Source organism: Campylobacter concisus (genome assembly GCF_002913865.1).
Taxonomy (GTDB): Bacteria; Campylobacterota; Campylobacteria; order Campylobacterales; family Campylobacteraceae; genus Campylobacter_A; species Campylobacter_A concisus_AM.
The window spans coordinates 1-17,547 of the sequence record NZ_POYX01000023.1 but is presented as its reverse complement, the minus strand read 5'-3'; the positions used below and the strand labels follow the sequence as shown (position 1 = coordinate 17,547).

Genomic DNA, 17,547 nt, shown 5'->3' with positions numbered 1-17,547 from the left:
CCATTTTAAAAAAGGCTATTTTATGGATTTTAAAGAGCTTGCAAGCAAATACAAAACCCCACTTTACGTTTATGATTTTAACTACATTAAAGAGCGCTACGAGGCGTTAAAAAACGCATTTTACGCTAGAAAATCTCTGGTTTGCTACGCTGTAAAGGCAAACTCAAATTTAAGTGTTTTAAAATTTCTGGCTGATCTTGGAGCAGGATTTGACTGCGTGAGCATCGGCGAGGTCAAAAGAGCGCTGATGGCTGGTGCTAAGAGATATCAGATCATCTTTAGCGGCGTTGGCAAGAGTGATGAAGAGCTAAAAGAGGCTTTAGAAAATGAAATTTTGCTGATAAATGTTGAGAGTTTTGCCGAGCTTTTAAGGCTTGAAGAGATAGCAAAAGGTCTAAATTTAAAAGCTAGGATCAGCATCAGGGTAAATCCTGGCGTTGATGCAAAAACACACCCATATATCTCGACAGGGCTAAATGAAAACAAATTTGGCGTTGATGCGGTGACTGCTAAAAAGATGTATATCCACGCTAAAGCTTCAGAGTTTCTTGAGCCAACTGGCATACACTTTCATATCGGCTCGCAACTAACTTCACTAAGCCCGATAATAGACGCTGCAAAGATCGTTAGCGAGCTTTTAAGAGAGCTAAAAGCGCTTGAAATAGATATCAAATTTTTTGACGTTGGTGGCGGACTTGGCATCATCTATAACGACGAAAAAGAGATAAATTTATATGACTATGCACAAGGAATTTTAGGCGCGCTAAAGGGTCAAGACGTGACTATCGTTTGCGAGCCAGGCCGCTTCATCGTGGGCAATGCTGGCTACTTTGTGGCAAGCGTTTTATATGAGAAATTTAACGGCAAAAAGAGATTTGTCATCACTGATGGCGCGATGAATGATCTTATAAGACCAAGCCTTTATGGCGCGCATCACAAAATTTTTGCTTACGGCAAGGATGAAAATTTAGGCACTTGCGACGTGGTTGGTCCAGTCTGCGAAAGTGGCGACTTTTTAGCAAAAGATATCAATCTACCAGAGTGTGAGAGTGGCGATATCATCGTGGTTAAAGGAGCTGGAGCTTATGGTTTTAGCATGAGCTCAAACTACAATACAAGAAACAGAGCCGCTGAAGTTTGCGTGCTTGATGGCAAAGATAGGCTGATAAGAAGACGCGAGAGTTTCGAGGACGTCGTGGCACCTGAGATAGAATTTTTGGAGAGCGCTGATGCAAGAGCTAAATGAGCTTAGAAAAGAGATCGATAGTATCGATGATCTCATTTTAAATAAATTAAATGAGAGGATGAAGCTTGTTGAGCAGATCGGCAAGCTAAAGCAAACGACTGGGACGCCTATATATCGCCCTGAGCGTGAGCGAGCTATCATAAACCGCTTAACTAGTCTTAGTAAAGATAAAGCCTTAAATAAGGCTGCGATCGAGGCTATTTATCTTGAAATTTTTGCTGTTAGTAGAAATTTAGAGATGCCTCAAAAGATCGTCTATCTAGGACCTGAGGGCACCTATACGCATCAAGTAGCGCAGAGTAGATTTGGCGCGATGAGTGCCTATCTGCCACTTGCTACGATTGAGGCAGTTTTTACGAAGCTAGCTCAAAAAGAGGCAAAATATGGCGTCGTACCTATCGAAAACAACACCGAAGGCGCTGTTGGAGCTACGCTTGATTGTTTGGGTAAATTTGATGATATAAAGATAGTGGCAGAGCTCTACGTAGATATCCACCACAGCTTTGTTAGCATAAATGAAAATTTAAAAGAGATAAAGCGAATTTACTCGCATCCGCAAGGCTACAACCAGTGCCGTAAATTTTTAGAAGATCACCTGCTAAATGAGGTCGAATTTATCCCAGCCAAATCAACCGCCGCAGCCGCATATATGGCATCTATGGATAGAGAATCAGCTGCCATTTGCTCAAAAATCGCAGCTAAAATTTACAATGTGCCAATCGTTTATGAAACGATCGAAGATAATATGGCAAATAGAACGAGATTTCTCATTCTTAGTGATTTTAAAAACGCCAAGGTTGAAAACTCAAAAACTTCGGTACTAGCTAAGACCGATCACCGCCCAGGACGCCTTGCTGATCTGCTTTCTATCTTTAAAAATGAAAATATCAATATCACAAAACTTGAGTCACGTCCTATCAAACAGCGCGAATTTAAGTCAATTTTTTATCTTGACTTTGAGGGGCATATCGACGATGAGAAGGTGCAAAACGCCTTTGAACTCGCAAAAGAGAGCGGTGCTGAGATAACGTGGCTTGGAAGCTATTTAAACGGAGATGAGTAATGAAATTTAACGACTTTTTAGATGATCTAGTAAATTACGAAGCTGGAAAGCCAATCGAGCTTGTGGTGAGAGAATTTGGCATCGAGGCAAAAGATGTGATCAAGCTAGCGAGCAATGAAAATCCATTTGGCACGAGCAAAAGCGTGGAAGAGGCGCTAAAAGAGGTCGCTAAGAACGCACATCTCTATCCAGACGATAGCTACTTTGAGCTAAAAGAGGGGCTGGCTAAGAAATTTGGCGTAACTAGCAAAAATCTAATCATCGGCTCTGGAAGCGACCAGATCATAGAGTATGCGCTTCATGCAAAGGCAAACAAGCAAAGTGGCGTTTTGATGGCTGGCGTGACATTTGCGATGTATGAAATTTATGCAAAACAAACTGGAGCTAAAATTTACCGCACAAAGAGCGTGGAGCATAATTTGAGCGAGTTTTTAGAAATTTATAATGCGCACAAAGATGAAATTTCAGTCATTTTTCTTTGCTTGCCAAATAACCCTTTGGGCGAGTGCATCGATGCTGACGAGGTCTATAAATTTATAAAAAACATTGATGAAAACACGCTTGTGGTGCTTGATTGTGCCTACAACGAATTTGCTAAATTTAAAGATAGCAAAAAAGAGATAAAGCCAAGCGAGGTGGTGAAATTTAAAAATGCCATCTATCTTGGCACTTTCTCAAAGGCCTACGCACTTGGCGGTATGCGCGTTGGATACGGCGTGGCAAATGAAGAGATCATAGGCGCACTTTCAAAGCTAAGAGCCCCTTTTAATATCACAACACCGAGCTTAAGAGCGGCGATAGTAGCACTTGGTGATGATGAATTTGTGCAAAAAACTATGCAAAATAACTTCGAACAGATGAAGAGATATGAGGAATTTGCAAGGCAAAATGGCATTGAGTTTATCCCAAGCTATACAAATTTCATCACATTTAAATTTAACGAGCCAAAATCAAGCCAGATATGCGAAAAGATGTTAAAAAAAGGTATAATTTTACGAGATTTAAAAAGCTATGCCTTAAATGCGGTGAGAATCACCATCGGACAGGCATGGCAAAACGATAGAGTTTTTGAAGAGTTAGAGCAAATTTTAAAGTAGGGATATGGATTTTAAGGCATTACTTCATCAAATAAGTCAAATTTATCAAAAGCTTTCACTAAAACAAAAGATCGTCGCAGGCAGCTCGATCGTCTTAGTTGTGGCATTTTTGGTATTTTTAACGCTTTACAAAAGTAAAAGTGATAGTTTTGCAGGATATAGTGTTCTTTTTGAAAACATCAGCCCAAGCGACTCAGCCTTAATAGTCGATCAGCTAAATAAAGATGGCATAAAGTATAAACTAGCAAATGAAGGCACCATCCTTGTGCCAACGAGCGATGTCTATAAAGAGCGTATCGCGGTTGCAACGCTTGGCATACCAAAAGAGAGCAAGATCGGCTTTGAAATTTTTGACAAGCAAGAATTTGGAGCTACTGATGCTGAGCAGAGAGTTAAATTTCAAAGAGCACTTGAGGGCGAGCTAGCTAGAACGATCGAGAGCCTCTCATCTATCCAAAAAGCAACCGTAAGAATAGCCATACCAAAAGAGAGCGTCTTTACTGAAAGACAAGCACTTCCGACCGCTTCTATCGTCGTTGAGCTAAAGCCAGGCGTTAGTTTAAATGCAAAGCAAATTTTTGGCATTAAAAACCTAGTCGCCGCCTCTGTTACAAATTTAAGCACCGAAAATGTCAAGATAGTAAATCAAGATGGCGTCGCACTTGGCGATGAAGACGGTGAATTTGATAGTGATGCCATAGCTCAGCAGATCCGCTATAAGCGCGAGTTTGAAAATAATTACGAGCAAAAGATCGTAAATGTCCTAGCTCCTATCGTGGGCGGGGCAGATAAGGTCGTAGCAAAGGTAAATATCGACTTTGACTTTGATAAAAAAGATACAAAAAGCGAGGTTTATGACCCAAATAACGTCGTAAGAAGCGAGAGCAACATCGAAGAAAAGCGCCAAGGCTCGGCTCCAAATGAAGTAGGCGGCGTACCAGGTGCGGTTAGCAACATAGGCCCTGTTCAAGGGCTTGATGATAGCACCTTAAAAGAGCAGTACAACAAAAGCTCGCAGCAGACAAACTACGAAATTTCAAAGAAAGTGACAAATGTCAAAGGGCAGTTTGCTAGCATAAACAGAGTGAGCGCAGCTGTCGTTATAGACGGACTTTATCAAAGCAAAAAGGATAAAGACGGCAAACCAACTGGCGAGCTCGAATTTGCCCCGCTTACCAAAGAGCAAAGAGAATCAATCACAAATTTAATCAAGCAATCAATCGGCTACAATCAAAATAGAGGCGATGAGGTAAGCTTGGATAACTTCGAGTTTAAAACTGGCAAAGATGTCAGCACTGGCGAGAAGATGGATGGCTTTATGAATAACTACGTGATGCCTTTCTTGCCGCTACTAAAATACATCTTTGCGGCGCTGTTACTCTACATCTTCTACAAAAAAGTCATCGTGCCATTTATGCAAAAGATGCTTGAAGAGACGAAAGAAGAAGAGGAGCAAGCCCAGGACGATCTTGAAGAGATCGAGATGGATGCTGAAGATACGCTTGAGAAATTTAAAGCCGCTCGCAAGAAGGTCGAGGAGCAGCTTGGACTTAGTGGTGAATTTAACGAGGACGAGCTAAAATACGACGTGCTTCTTGAAAAGATGAAGATAGTAGTCACCGAGCGAAGTGAGGAAATTTCAAATTTACTCCAAGATATGGTTAAAAACGATAGTGAATTTAACATGCGTAAGGAAATTTGATGTCTATAAAACTAACCGATAAGCAAAAGATGATATATGATGATCTTTCAATGCCTGAAAAGATCGCTATTTTACTAATCCAGCTTGGCGAAGAGGCGACAGCTCTTATATTTTCTCACATGGATGTTGATGTCATCACTGAAATTTCAGGCTACATAGCAACTGCAAAAAATATAGACAAGCAAGTTGCAGGCGCCATTTTAGAAGAATTTTACGCTCTCATGCAGTCAAATCAATATATGAGAAGCGGTGGCTTAGAGTATGCAAAAGAAATTTTATACCGCACATTTGGTCCAGAAGCTGCGCAGAAAATTTTAGACAAGCTTGCTAAAAGCATGGAAAACTCAAAGAGCTTTGGCTATCTTGATAAGATAAAGCCACAACAGCTCGCAGACTTCATCGTAAAAGAGCACCCTCAAACCATCGCGCTAATCCTTGCCCACATGGACTCAACAAGTGCCGCCGAGACACTAAGCTTCTTCTCAGATGAGCTAAGAAGCGAGGTTGTGATCAGGATGGCAAATCTTGGCGAGATCAGCCCATCAGTCATCAAGCGTGTCTCAACAGTGCTTGAGGGCAAGCTTGAGAGCCTCACATCTTACAAGGTCGAGGTTGGTGGCCCAAGAGCTGTGGCAGAAGTGCTTAACAGACTTGGTCAAAAAGCTAGCAAAAGTACTATCGAGCGCATCGAGCAAAGCGACGACAAGCTTGCCACAACGATCAAAGAGCTTATGTTTACATTTGAAGATATTATCAATCTTAACGCAACTGCGATTAGAGAAATTCTTAAAAATGTCGATAAAAAGGACCTTATGGTTGCATTTAAGGGTTCAAGTGATGGCATTAAGGATAAATTTTTATCAAATATGTCTCAGCGTGCAGCCGAAGCCTTCAAAGAGGAGATGCAATACCTTGGCGCTGTGCGTGTAAAAGACGTTGAAGAGGCGCAAAGACGCATCGTTGAGGTCGTCCAAGGTCTAGCTGATCAAGGTGTCTTCCAAGTTGGCGAAGCAGATGAGATGATAGAATGAAAAGTAGCGTAATAACAAGTGAGACCTCACCGGCTCACTTTATAGAAAATTATAGATTTAAGGTGCTTGGAAGTAACGAAAGAGCCCAAGATAGCACACCTGTTTTGGTAGAAGAAAATAATCTTAGTGAAGAGCTAAATGAACAAAGCTTAGAGCAAGGTGGTGAAAATTTTGCACCTCAGATGCCGCACCCAGTGCAACCAAATATACAAAATCACTTTGCACCTCAGCCTCAAAATAGCCAAGCTCACCAGCCTGGATTTGACTCTAGCTTTGTCGAGGAGCTGCTTAAAAAGACAGATGAGCTAAGCAGCAACATCATCAAGCTTCAAATGCAAATAGAAAATCAAGAGAGCGAATTTGCAAAGCGTCTTGAAGCTGAGATCGCCCGTGCAAAAGAGGATGGCAAAAACGAAGGCATCGCTCAAACAAACGCTGCAAATGAGGCAAAGATAAAGGAGCTTGAGGCTAAATTTAGTGCTTCAGCTGCAAAGCTAGACGAGCAGTATGTTAAATTTGATGAGTTTTTAAAAAAGAGCGAAGACGAGCTTGGCCAAACTGCGATAAAGATCGCAAAAGAGGTGATAGAAAAAGAGGTGTCAAGCGCATCTAGCCAGATCGCTCATCACCTAGCAAATTCGCTTATAAAAGAGCTAAGCGACGTAAAAAATATAGAAATTCGCGTTAATCCAGAAGATAGCGACTATCTAAAAGAGCAATTTAGTAAAAACGAACGCGTAAAAGTAAGCGCTGATGATGCCATAAGCAAAGGTGGCGTGGTGATCATAAGTGAGGGCGGAAACATCGATGCAACGATGCAAACAAGGCTTGAAAAGCTAAAAATGCTGGTAAATAATGAATAAAGATGTTAAAAGCCTAAATGTCGATGAGCTAAATGCGCTTTGCCACGACATCAGGGATAAAATTTTAGCTACCGTTAGTAAAAATGGCGGTCATCTTAGCTCAAATATCGGCGCAGTCGAGATCATCGTTGCGATGCATAAAATTTTTGACATTACAAAAGATCCGTTTATTTTTGATGTGAGCCACCAAAGCTACGCGCACAAGCTACTAACTGGGCGCTGGGATAGCTTTGATACGCTTAGAAAATTTAACGGCATCAGCGGCTACACAAAGCCAAGCGAGAGCAAATTTGACTACTTTGTAGCAGGCCATAGCTCAACGTCCATTTCGCTTGCAGTTGGCGCTGCAAAGGCGATCAAACTAAAAAATGAAGAGCGCTTGCCAGTGGCTGTCATAGGCGACGGCTCACTAAGTGGCGGCATGGCGTATGAGGCGCTAAATGAGCTGGGGGATAGAAAATATCCTTGTGTCATCATCCTAAACGACAATGAGATGAGCATAAGTAAGCCAATAGGCGCGCTTAGCAAGTATCTAAGCCAGATGATGGCAGGGCAGTTTTATCAAAAATTTAAAGGCAGGGTTGAGCGCTTTTTAAGCTACATGCCAGACTCTGCAGCCTACATGGCTAGACGCATGGAGGAGGGCATCAGGCTCATCACTCCTGGTATGTTTTTTGAAGAGCTTGGGCTTGAGTACATAGGCCCAGTCGATGGACACGACCTTTCAGCGCTTCTTAGCACATTTGAAACTGCCAAAAACATGAAAAAGCCAGTCATCGTGCACGTGCAGACGCTAAAGGGCAAAGGGTATGAATTTGCCGAGGGTTACTATGAAAATTGGCACGGAGTTGGGCCGTTTGATCTAAAAAGTGGAGAATTTATCAAAAGACAGTCAAACAAGTCAGCCACGGCGATCTTTAGCGAGCAGCTTTTAAAGATGGCAAGAGAGCACAGCGACATCGTTGGCGTAACGGCTGCGATGCCAACAGGCACTGGCATGGACGCGCTCATACATGAGTTTCCAGACCGCTTTTGGGACGTGGCGATAGCCGAGCAGCACGCAGTCACCTCGATGTCGGCCATGGCAAAAGAGGGCTTTAAGCCATTTGTCGCGATATACTCGACCTTTATGCAAAGGGCATACGATCAGGTCATCCACGACGCTTCTATACTAAATTTAAACATAACTTTTGCGATGGATAGGGCGGGCATCGTGGGCGAAGACGGCGAAACGCATCAGGGCGCTTTTGATATTAGCTTTTTAAACGCTGTGCCAAACATGGTTCTTTTTGCTCCAAGGTGCGAAGAGAGCATGAAAAATGTTATGGAATTTGCCTACTCTTACAAGGGTGTTAGTGCGTTTAGATATCCGCGTGGGGCGTTTATCTTAAGAGGTGAGTTTAAAGCTAAGTCACTTGAGTTTGGCAAGGGTGAAATTTTGGCTGACGCAAAGAGTGACATCGCATTTTTAGGCTATGGCAACGGCGTTGGCAGAGCAAATTTGGTTAGAAATTTACTAGCTGGCAAGCTCGAAGCTATCCTTGTTGATCTAGTCTTTGCAAAGCCGCTTGATAGAGAGCTTTTGCTGGGTCTTGCAAAACGCACTAAAAAGTGGTATATCTTTAGTGATAGCGCTAAAAAAGGCGGCGTTGGCGAGATAGTGAGTGCCTTTTTACAAGAAAATGGCATATCAAATGTAAGCGTTGTTAGCTTTGAGTATGATGATAAATTTATCCAGCACGGCTCGACAGCTGAGGTCGAAAAAAGCCTTGGCATAAGCGCTGAGCAAATTACCCAAAAATTACTAGAGAATAATTAATATCATTTAATAAAGAAACGTTTAATATTACTTTTGCTAGCATAAAGCAAAAATTTGTATAGGGGAAAATTATGCAATATGTATCGTTGCTAAAACAGTCTGGGCTTAAAGTAACGCCGCAGCGTCTTAGCGTTTTGAGAATTCTTGATCGTCACACACATCCAACGATCGATGAGCTTTATGATGAAATTTTGAAAGAAAATCCATCAGTTTCGCTCGCAACTGTTTATAAAAACCTAAACACTCTAAAAGATGAGGGTCTAGTGGTTGAAGTAAATATCGTAAATCAAAAGGCAAGATACGACATTTACGAGCATCCGCACATCCACGTGGTTTGCGAAAACTGCGGTAGCGTCGAGGATATGAGCTATGACGACTCAGAGCTTGGCAAATACCAAGAGGCGCTTGAAAAAAAGATCGGTAACATCATCGAGCGCCTAAATATCGTTGCTAGCGTAAAAAGCTGTAAACACTGCCGATAAGGCAAAATTTATGTTGCATAATGCAACATAAATTTTTATTTTTCTTCATAAAACACTTCAAACAAGCCTGAAATTAGCATTTTTCTCATTATTTTAAGCACTAACTTGCTAAAATAAACAAAAAATTTCGGAGAAAAATGTGGGTTTGGAGATAGAGCGTAAATTTTTACTCAAAAATTCTCAAATTCTAGATTTTCTAAAAGATGCTGGAGTAGTTTTTAAGCACCTTGAAATTTCTCAGTTTTACACCAAGATCACGCAAAATGAAGAGATCCGCTTCAGAAGTGAAGAGGGTAAATTTATAAAAACGATCAAGGTCGGCAAGGATCTTATAAGAGAAGAAAACGAGGAATTTTGCGAAAAGGCGGAGTTTAAAAAGGCTCTAAAAAACCGCATCGGCCACGTCATCACAAAAGATAGATACATTTTTTGGCTAAATAATAATCCCTGCAACATCGATATTTTTAAAGACGGCTTAAACGGCCTTTGCACATTTGAGATCGAATTTAGTGATGAAAATGAGGCTGTTTATTTTAAATTGCCACCATTTTTAGAGCAGTTTTGCCAAGCTGATGTCACCTGCGATAAAAGATATAAAAACAAATTTCTAGCCATCCACGCAAACGAAAATGAACAAATCGACTACAAAAGAGCCTACAATGTCTTTAAAAACAAAGAAATTTCGCCAAATTTTACTGCAAATTTAAAAAGTGGCGAGGCACTTAGAGCTTTACTTTTAAGCACATATAAAGAGATAAAGAGGCTAAAGAGTGACTATCTGCAAGATCACGACGAAGAAATTTTGCACAACCTGCGAGTAAATTTAAGAAAAGTTAGGTCGCTACTTAAAATTTTTAACGGAGTTTTTGATGAGAAAGTGACACTCTTTTTTGGAGAGAATTTTAAAATTTTGGCAAATTCAACCAACAAAAAGCGAGACCTTGACATTTTTCTAGGCTTTTTAAGCGAGCAAAAGCACGCAAATGAGCTTATTTACTTTGTGCAAAAGGCTCTAAATTTAGAGTATGAAAACGTAAAAAGCTACCTAGGTGACGAGGAAAACTACGCATTTTTAAAAGAGTGGGAGATATTTTTAAACGAGGGTGAGTTTTATAGGTCAAAGCTCTTTGATGTAAGCCTTTCGCGCCTTGGCTCGTTTAAGCTAAGAACGCTTCTAGTTTTGGCTCAAAAGAGGCTAAAAAGCCTAGATCAAGACTGCCCAAATGATAGCTTTCACAAGATCAGGATCGAGCTAAAAAAGGTGAGATATACCTACGAGTTTTTGAGTGAGATTTTTTATTTTGACGGGCTTAAAAAGTATGAAGAGCGGCTAAAAGATATGCAAGAGATCTTTGGTGCGCTTCAAGACTATGACGTTTGGCTTGGCATCTTAGAGCGTTTGCCAGAGGCTGCTGGCAAAGAAAAACTTGAGAGCAAAATTTACAAACAAATTTACAAAACCAGAGAAGAGATATTAAAAAAACGGCTTAAATTTATAAAAGCAACTCGCAAGATCTCGCGAAATTTAAAAATTTACTACATATAAAGGTCTAAAATTTATGCAAAAACAAGAAAAAATAGTTGATATGTTTAACCAGATCGCCCCGACTTACGACGTCGCAAACAGGGTGCTAAGCCTTGGCGTGGATGTGAGCTGGAGGAAATTTGCTTGCAGGTATATGCTAGAAATTTTTAAAAATAAAAGCATAAATATCGTGGATGTGGCTTGCGGCACTGGCGATATGATGGGGCTTTGGAGTGAAATGGCAAAAGAATTTGATGTGGAGGTAAAAAGCCTAACTGGCATCGATCCATCAAGTGGCATGCTAAAAGAGGCGAGAGTAAAGTTTCCAAATTTTAAATTTATAGAGGCCTACGCTGATAATACGACGCTTGCAGGCGGTGAGGCTCAAATTTTAAGCATAAGCTACGGCATAAGAAACGTGGTCGAGCGAAAGGCTGCACTAAGAGAGTTTAATAGAGTGCTTGCCCTAGATGGCTACGTCGTCGTGCTTGAATTTACCAAACGCCAGAAAAAGGGCTTAATAACTGCACTAAGAGATTTTTACCTAAGTAAAATTTTGCCAAGTATAGGCGGCTTTATCTCAAAAAACAAAGAGGCATACGAGTATCTGCCAAGCTCAATCGAAAATTTCTTGGACGCAAAGAGCTTTTGCGATGAGCTTGTGGAGGCTGGCTTTGAGATAGAGCTTTGCAAGGGCTTTAGCATGGATATCTCGACGCTATTTATCGCCAAAAAGGTCAAAGAGATCAATGCTTAGCGTATCTGAGCTAAACGAAAAAGCAAAGGCACTGCTTGAAGCAACCCTTGACTACGTCGAGGTAAGTGGTGAAATTTCGCGCCTAACAAAGCACGCTTCTGGGCACTGGTACTTCACGCTAAAGGACGAAAAGTCAAGTATCTCAGCTGTGATGTATCGCATGAATAACCAAAAGGTGAAATTCCTGCCAAAAGAGGGCTTGAAGGTCAAAATTTATGGCAAAGTAACCATCTATTCGCCAAGTGGTTCGTATCAGCTAGTGGCTAGTGCGATGCTGCCTGATGGTGAGGGCGAGCTTGAGCTTGCGTTTAGACAGCTTAAAGAAAAGCTCGAAAACGAGGGGCTTTTTGATATCAGCATAAAAAAAGAGATACCAAATTTACCTAAAAAAATAGCCCTTGTCACAAGCGCCACTTCGGCTGCACTTCAGGACATGCTAAAAGTCGTCACGAGCCGCTGGAGGCTAAGTGAAATTTATATATTTGACGCACTAACTCAGGGCGAAAGCGCCCCAAGCTCACTTATAAAAGCCTTGCGAAGGGCCGATAGATACGGCGTTGATGTGATCGTTTTGGCTCGCGGAGGCGGCAGCAAAGAAGACCTTTGGTGCTTTAACGACGAGGGTTTGGCACGTGAAATTTACGCTACCAAAACGCCAGTCATAAGCGCTATCGGCCACGAGATCGACTACGTCATAAGTGACTTTGTAGCAGACCGCAGGTCGCTCACGCCAAGTGCGGCTATGCTTGATCTACTGCCTGATGAAGAGGCGTTTTTCCAGTATCTTGATAGGCTCAGCGACGATCTTGATAATGCTTTAAATTTAAAGATCACTAAAAAGCAAAATTTATTAAATTTACTACTTTCTAAATTTTCATCAAACGCCCTAAAAGCTAGGATCGAGCTAAAATTTAGTGAGGTAGCAAACAAGCAAAATGCTCTAACAAACGCTGTGCAAAGAAAGATCTTGCTTCTTGACTCAGCCCTTAGCTCTTTGGAGAAAGCCTATGAGATGAGGGGGCTCTTTTTTGAGAGCACGAAGGGGCTTATCGAGGTTAGAAAAGATGGCAAGAGAGCTGATCTTAGGGATTTAAATTCAAATGATGAGATCGAGCTTATCTCGCAAAATACACATAAAAAAGCAATTATCAAGGAGTAAAAATGAGTAGAAAAATCAACTTTAGCGCAGGCCCAAGCGCGATACCACTAGACGTTTTAGAGCACGCAAAGGCCGAATTTACCGACTATAGAGGCGAGGGCTACTCGATCATGGAGATCAGCCACAGAAGCAAAACCTTCGAGGAGATCCACTTTGGTGCGATGGAGAAGATAAGAAAGCTTTATGGCATCGGCGATGAGTATGAAATTTTATTTTTGCAAGGCGGCGCACACTTGCAATTTAGCATGATACCGATGAATTTATATCAAGGTGGCAAGGCCGAGTACGCAAACACCGGCGTTTGGACGAACAAAGCGATCAAAGAGGCAAAAGTGCTTGGCGCCAATGTAGATGTCGTAGCAAGCAGCGAGGATGAAAATTTCTCTTACATCCCTGAGTTTAAATTTAGCGATGACGCCGACTACGCCTACATCTGCTCAAATAATACGATCTATGGCACGCAGTATAAATCTATGCCAAAGACCAAATCGCCCCTAGTTGTCGATGCTTCGAGCGACTTTTTCGCTAGACCGCTTGATTTTAGCAGTATCGGCTTGCTCTACGGCGGCGCTCAGAAAAATGCAGGCCCAAGCGGCGTGACTATCGTCATTTTAAGAAAAGATCTAGTTGGTCGCGTGAGCAGCCAAAACGTCCCTATGTTTTTACGCTACAAAACGCACGTAGAGGCAAACTCACTTTACAACACACCGCCAACTTTTGGAATTTATCTTTTAAATTTAACCATGCAGCACCTATTAGATCTTGGCGGACTTGCTGAGGTTGAGAAGATAAATGCCAAAAAAGCAAGCACGCTTTATAATATCATCGATAGCTCAAATGGCTTTTACGTGGGTCACGCTAAAAAATCAAGCAGATCAGATATGAACGTGAGCTTTACGATACCAAAAGATCATGCGCTTGAGCCAGTTTTCGTCGAAGAGGCGCTAAAAGAGGGTATGCTTGGACTAAAAGGTCACAGACATCTTGGGGGCATAAGAGCCTCTATCTACAACGCCGTTAGCCAAAGCGACGTTGAGAAACTTGGCGAGTTTATGAGAGAATTTGCCAGAAAGCACGGCTGATGAATAAGGCAAAAAAAGCTTACGATGAAATTCCTTATTTCTCGGCTGCATTTAGCGACTGCTCGCCTGTTAGGATAGAGGCGGTTGCTAAATTTTTAGGCTTAAAGGCGGCAAATTTAAAAGACGCTAGAGTGCTTGAGCTTGGCTCATCATACGGCGGCAACATCTTGCCATTTGCAGCTTCACACAAAGAGGCAAAGGTCGTTGGCATCGACATCTCAAGCCACCAAGTAGAAGAGGGCAACAAGATCGCAAAGAAGATGAATTTAAAAAATTTCACCCTTCTAGAGCGCGACTTTTTGCATATGAATGAGCACGACATCAAGGAGCTTGGCGAGTTTGACTACATCATCGCTCACGGAGTTTATAGCTGGGTGAGCCCAAACGTAAGAGATGCGCTACTTGCAACGATAAAGGCGCTACTTAGCAAAGATGGCATCGCCTACGTCTCTTATAACACCTACCCAGGTTGGAAGAGCCTTGATATCTTAAGAGACTTCATGCTCTTTGCGAGCGCAAATAGGGGCGATAAAGACTCACTTCCTCACGTCAAAGAAGAGTTAAATTTCTTGCAGGATTATTTGAAATTTAGCCTGCAAAACCAAAGCGACGTTGTCTATAAAGATAGTATGAAGCTACTTTTGACGCAGTTAAATTTCTTGCAAGGCATCATCGCAAAGGGTAGCGACTACTATATCTTGCACGACTTTTTGGAGGCGAGTAACGAGCCAACTTACTTTCATAAATTTGCCAAACACATCGATAAACACGGACTTTGCTACGTCATAGACGCCTCGTTAAACGATATCTTTGCAAGCTCGACTGGGATTTACCGCTTTGACGCGCACATCGAGCAAAGCTATAACACTCGCATCAAAAAAGAGCAGCTAAACGACTTTTTGTTTAATAGATCGTTTAGAAAGAGCCTTATCGCTCACAAAGAAAGGCTTGAGGGCGCTGATGACTTTGACGCGGTGCTTGGAGAGAGCGAGCTAAATAGCCTAAATTTTGCCTACTTTAGCGAGCAGCCAAGGACAAAAACGCAAGAAATTTTAAGCAAGGCCTACCCGCAAAGCTTAAATTTAGACGAAGTCAAAGCCGCTCTTGGCGAAAATGAGAGCGAGGGCTTTATGGGGCTACTTGAAATTTTAAATGATCAAAACACTAAAATTTCATCATCAAAGCTTATTGCGCTTGATTATGAGCCTAAAAAAACTAGGCTAAAGCCTATGGCAGCAGCGTATCTGGGGTATTTTTTGGAGGCTAGTTTGCCAGTTATTTCTTTGGCAAATGAGCTAAATGGCAAGCTTAGCTTAAGCGTTGAAGAGATCAAAGCCGCCTTGAAATTTGACGGCAAGACTAGCTTTAAAGAGATCGCAAAGGGCGTAAATTTAAGCGAAGATGAGCTAAAAGAGCTTGCTTTTAAACTAAGCGAAGCCTACTTTTTTGAAGAAATTTAAAAAAAGAGCGTGGCAAATTTAGCCATGCTCTTACTCAAAAAACATATCTTTTAATATCAAACATATCATCGCTATGTAAAAGACCAAAAACCATTTTTTAAGTGTTTTTTTGTCGGTATTTTGCGTCTTTTTAGTGCCAAAGTATGCGCCTATTAGCGAGCCAAGACCTAAAAATGCGCCCTCAGCGTATGAGATATGGCCATTTAGCGAGAGCGAGATGAAGCCAGCGATGGCTGCGAACATAACGAAAAATACGCCCATAGAAACGGCTTTTTTTAGCTCGTAGCGTAAAAAGCCTACCAAGATCGGCGCGATAAAGACGCCTCCACCGATGCCGATGCTAATGGCAAAAACGCCAACAAAAACGCCAACTAAAAATAGCAAAAAGAGCGAATTATTCGCATTTGAGCCGTCGCTGTTTGGTGAAAAGTATAGTTTTATAAGCGAAAAGATAAAGGTTGCTAGAAGCATAGACTCAAGTAAGAGTGCAGGCGCGTGTGATACGATGATACCGCTAAAACTTGCCCCCACAAGACCGCCAAGCCCCAAAAATACGCCGCGGTTTAGCTTTAAAAGTCCAGCTTTGTAGTTTAGATACGAGCCAAATGTTGCGCTAAAGATCATCTGCATGACGCTTATGCCAATGGCAGTTTTGACGTCGTATCCAAAGGCGACCATGATAGGAACGACGACCGTGCCGCCACCGATGCCAAAAAAACCAGCTATATAGCCAACGCCGATACCTAATATAAAAAGTTCTACAAAAAGCATTTTTTCTCCCTTGACTAGTGCAAATTTTAGCCAAGGGGCTCTTAAAAAAATAGTAAAAAAGGCGTAAATTTAAAAATTTAGCCAAAATTCTAAAAAGTAAAAGCGAAAATTTTTTATAATCAATAAAAATTTAAAAGGAAAAAGATGCTCTTAGAACAACCACTTTTTTATTATGAAGCGATCAGAGAGAAATTTAAAAATAGCTACCTTGCTGAAGACAAGACACAGACGATAATCGGCATCGACTGCGAATATATCGATGAAAAAGATATGGACTTTTACGGACTTAGAAGCTACTTTGATACCAATCGTAACAGATCACTCGCACCTTTTGCTGGGCTTTTTGGTGTTTTTGCTTATGATGGCGTGAGATATTTCGAGTATATAGGCGAAGAGAAAACTAAAAAATATGAATTTCCAAAATTTATCTACGCCGATGCTAAAGCATATCTGCACTTTGATAAGATGAGTAAAATTTACACTTTTTATGGAGATAAAGAGAGGTATTATGACTTTTTGCTAAATTTAAAGGCAGAGCATAAGGGTGAAAAAGAGTGCGAATTTAGCATAAAAACTGATCTTAGTGAAGAAAAGAAACACTTTGAAGATATGGTTGAGGTGGCAAAAGAATACATAAGAAGCGGTGACGTCTTTCAAGTGGTGCTTGGCGAGCTACTTGAAATTTCAACAAATATGAATAGCTTAGACTTTTACAAAAAGCTAGGCACTGCAAATCCTAGTCCATATATGTTTCATTTTCCTACGCCTTATGGCGATGTGGTTGGCTCTTCGCCTGAGCTTGTTTTTGAGATGAAAAGTGAGCAAATTTTTGTAGCGCCGATCGCAGGCACAAGGCCAAGAGGGGGCGACGCAAACGCTGACGTGGCGCTTGAAAATGAGCTACTAAGTGATGAAAAGGAGCTAGCTGAACACAAGATGCTAATCGATCTTGCCAGAAACGACATCGGTAGGGTCTCAGAGCCAAAGAGCGTGGTGGTAAAAAATGCGATGCATATCCAGAAATTTGAAAAAGTGATGCACATCGTTAGCGACGTCTATGGCAAGTGCGCTAGGGAGCTTAATCTTTTTGACGTGCTAGCTAGCATCTTCCCAGCTGGCACGCTAAGCGGTGCGCCAAAGATCAGAGCGATGCAGATAATCAATGAGCTTGAAATTTTTGAGAGAAATATCTATGGCGGGGGCATTGGATTTTTGCATTTTAATGGCGACGCTCAGGTTGCGATCCTTATCCGCTCAGCCATCTTTGTGCCAGCTAAAAACGGCTTTAGCGACGTCTTTGTCGGAGCTGGAGCTGGCATAGTCTATGACTCAAAAAGCGAAAAAGAGTATGCTGAAATTTGCCACAAACGAGCCAGCGTGGTAAATGTCTTTAAAAACAGCGCAAAAGAGGTTTAAATTTAAGTCGCGCAAGTGAAAACTTTAAAAATAAAAGGATAAAATAGCCAAATAAGCGATGAAAAACATAAATT

General features: G+C 41.5%; 15 protein-coding genes. 14 read left to right on the top strand and 1 reads right to left on the bottom strand.

Features of this window, described 5'->3' with window-relative positions:
- Positions 1-22 precede the first annotated feature (22 nt).
- The 13 genes from lysA (at position 23) to CYP77_RS01295 (ending at position 15,286) form a co-directional block, all read left to right on the top strand.
- Positions 23-1,246, top strand: coding sequence for a diaminopimelate decarboxylase (lysA, locus tag CYP77_RS01355; protein ID WP_103567267.1), 1,224 nt, complete (start codon positions 23-25; stop codon positions 1,244-1,246).
- Positions 1,230-2,309: a prephenate dehydratase gene (gene pheA / locus CYP77_RS01350; protein WP_103567268.1), complete on the top strand. Its 1,080-nt coding sequence runs from the start codon at positions 1,230-1,232 to the stop codon at positions 2,307-2,309. The genes lysA and pheA overlap by 17 nt, the downstream gene beginning before the upstream one ends.
- Positions 2,309-3,406: a histidinol-phosphate transaminase gene (gene hisC / locus CYP77_RS01345; RefSeq protein WP_103567269.1), complete on the top strand. Its 1,098-nt coding sequence runs from the start codon at positions 2,309-2,311 to the stop codon at positions 3,404-3,406. Before pheA ends, hisC begins: the two co-directional genes overlap by 1 nt.
- A 4-nt stretch (positions 3,407-3,410) precedes the next feature.
- The gene (gene fliF, locus CYP77_RS01340) at positions 3,411-5,108 is read left to right on the top strand and encodes a flagellar basal-body MS-ring/collar protein FliF (protein WP_103567270.1); all 1,698 of its coding nucleotides are present in this window, start codon (positions 3,411-3,413) and stop codon (positions 5,106-5,108) included.
- Complete coding sequence (gene fliG, locus CYP77_RS01335) at positions 5,108-6,139, top strand: flagellar motor switch protein FliG (protein WP_012001435.1); 1,032 nt, start codon at positions 5,108-5,110, stop codon at positions 6,137-6,139. Before fliF ends, fliG begins: the two co-directional genes overlap by 1 nt.
- Positions 6,136-7,002, top strand: a complete 867-nt coding sequence (gene fliH, locus CYP77_RS01330) for a flagellar assembly protein FliH (protein ID WP_103567271.1) — start codon at positions 6,136-6,138, stop codon at positions 7,000-7,002. Before fliG ends, fliH begins: the two co-directional genes overlap by 4 nt.
- Positions 6,995-8,821, top strand: a complete 1,827-nt coding sequence (gene dxs, locus CYP77_RS01325) for a 1-deoxy-D-xylulose-5-phosphate synthase (protein WP_103567272.1) — start codon at positions 6,995-6,997, stop codon at positions 8,819-8,821. The genes fliH and dxs overlap by 8 nt, the downstream gene beginning before the upstream one ends.
- A gap of 71 nt (positions 8,822-8,892) precedes the next feature.
- Positions 8,893-9,303, top strand: a complete 411-nt coding sequence (locus tag CYP77_RS01320; RefSeq protein WP_009294652.1) for a Fur family transcriptional regulator — start codon at positions 8,893-8,895, stop codon at positions 9,301-9,303.
- Between the two features lie 139 nt (positions 9,304-9,442).
- On the top strand, positions 9,443-10,849 hold the full coding sequence (locus CYP77_RS01315; RefSeq protein WP_258032391.1) for a CHAD domain-containing protein: 1,407 nt from the start codon (positions 9,443-9,445) through the stop codon (positions 10,847-10,849).
- A gap of 13 nt (positions 10,850-10,862) precedes the next feature.
- Entirely contained in the window at positions 10,863-11,585 is a 723-nt protein-coding gene (ubiE, locus tag CYP77_RS01310) for a bifunctional demethylmenaquinone methyltransferase/2-methoxy-6-polyprenyl-1,4-benzoquinol methylase UbiE (protein ID WP_103567273.1), read from the top strand.
- Positions 11,578-12,744 carry an exodeoxyribonuclease VII large subunit gene (gene xseA / locus CYP77_RS01305; protein ID WP_103567274.1) on the top strand — a complete coding sequence of 389 codons (1,167 nt, stop codon included), beginning with the start codon at positions 11,578-11,580 and terminating at the stop codon, positions 12,742-12,744. The genes ubiE and xseA overlap by 8 nt, the downstream gene beginning before the upstream one ends.
- A 2-nt stretch (positions 12,745-12,746) precedes the next feature.
- Positions 12,747-13,826 (top strand): phosphoserine transaminase, encoded by a 1,080-nt coding sequence (serC, locus tag CYP77_RS01300; protein ID WP_103567275.1) that lies wholly within the window; start codon positions 12,747-12,749, stop codon positions 13,824-13,826.
- Positions 13,826-15,286 carry a class I SAM-dependent methyltransferase gene (locus CYP77_RS01295; protein ID WP_103567276.1) on the top strand — a complete coding sequence of 487 codons (1,461 nt, stop codon included), beginning with the start codon at positions 13,826-13,828 and terminating at the stop codon, positions 15,284-15,286. Before serC ends, CYP77_RS01295 begins: the two co-directional genes overlap by 1 nt.
- A 30-nt stretch (positions 15,287-15,316) precedes the next feature.
- Here the strand turns inward: CYP77_RS01295 and CYP77_RS01290 are convergent, their stop codons facing one another.
- Positions 15,317-16,057, bottom strand: a complete 741-nt coding sequence (locus CYP77_RS01290; RefSeq protein ID WP_103567277.1) for a sulfite exporter TauE/SafE family protein — start codon at positions 16,055-16,057, stop codon at positions 15,317-15,319.
- A gap of 144 nt (positions 16,058-16,201) precedes the next feature.
- Here CYP77_RS01290 and CYP77_RS01285 point away from each other — a divergent pair, with 144 nt between their 5' ends.
- Positions 16,202-17,473 (top strand): anthranilate synthase component I family protein, encoded by a 1,272-nt coding sequence (locus CYP77_RS01285; RefSeq protein ID WP_103567278.1) that lies wholly within the window; start codon positions 16,202-16,204, stop codon positions 17,471-17,473.
- The last annotated feature ends 74 nt before the right edge of the window (positions 17,474-17,547 follow it).

Excerpts from the sequence above, each read along its gene's own strand:
- lysA (WP_103567267.1), top strand. The coding sequence starts at position 23 with ATGGATTTTAAAGAGCTTGCAAGCAAATACAAAACCCCACTTTACGTT.
- pheA (WP_103567268.1), top strand. The coding sequence starts at position 1,230 with ATGCAAGAGCTAAATGAGCTTAGAAAAGAGATCGATAGTATCGATGAT.
- hisC (WP_103567269.1), top strand. The coding sequence starts at position 2,309 with ATGAAATTTAACGACTTTTTAGATGATCTAGTAAATTACGAAGCTGGA.
- fliF (WP_103567270.1), top strand. The coding sequence starts at position 3,411 with ATGGATTTTAAGGCATTACTTCATCAAATAAGTCAAATTTATCAAAAG.
- fliG (WP_012001435.1), top strand. The coding sequence starts at position 5,108 with ATGTCTATAAAACTAACCGATAAGCAAAAGATGATATATGATGATCTT.
- fliH (WP_103567271.1), top strand. The coding sequence starts at position 6,136 with ATGAAAAGTAGCGTAATAACAAGTGAGACCTCACCGGCTCACTTTATA.
- dxs (WP_103567272.1), top strand. The coding sequence starts at position 6,995 with ATGAATAAAGATGTTAAAAGCCTAAATGTCGATGAGCTAAATGCGCTT.
- CYP77_RS01320 (WP_009294652.1), top strand. The coding sequence starts at position 8,893 with ATGCAATATGTATCGTTGCTAAAACAGTCTGGGCTTAAAGTAACGCCG.
- ubiE (WP_103567273.1), top strand. The coding sequence starts at position 10,863 with ATGCAAAAACAAGAAAAAATAGTTGATATGTTTAACCAGATCGCCCCG.
- xseA (WP_103567274.1), top strand. The coding sequence starts at position 11,578 with ATGCTTAGCGTATCTGAGCTAAACGAAAAAGCAAAGGCACTGCTTGAA.
- serC (WP_103567275.1), top strand. The coding sequence starts at position 12,747 with ATGAGTAGAAAAATCAACTTTAGCGCAGGCCCAAGCGCGATACCACTA.
- CYP77_RS01295 (WP_103567276.1), top strand. The coding sequence starts at position 13,826 with ATGAATAAGGCAAAAAAAGCTTACGATGAAATTCCTTATTTCTCGGCT.
- CYP77_RS01290 (WP_103567277.1), bottom strand. The coding sequence starts at position 16,057 with ATGCTTTTTGTAGAACTTTTTATATTAGGTATCGGCGTTGGCTATATA.
- CYP77_RS01285 (WP_103567278.1), top strand. The coding sequence starts at position 16,202 with ATGCTCTTAGAACAACCACTTTTTTATTATGAAGCGATCAGAGAGAAA.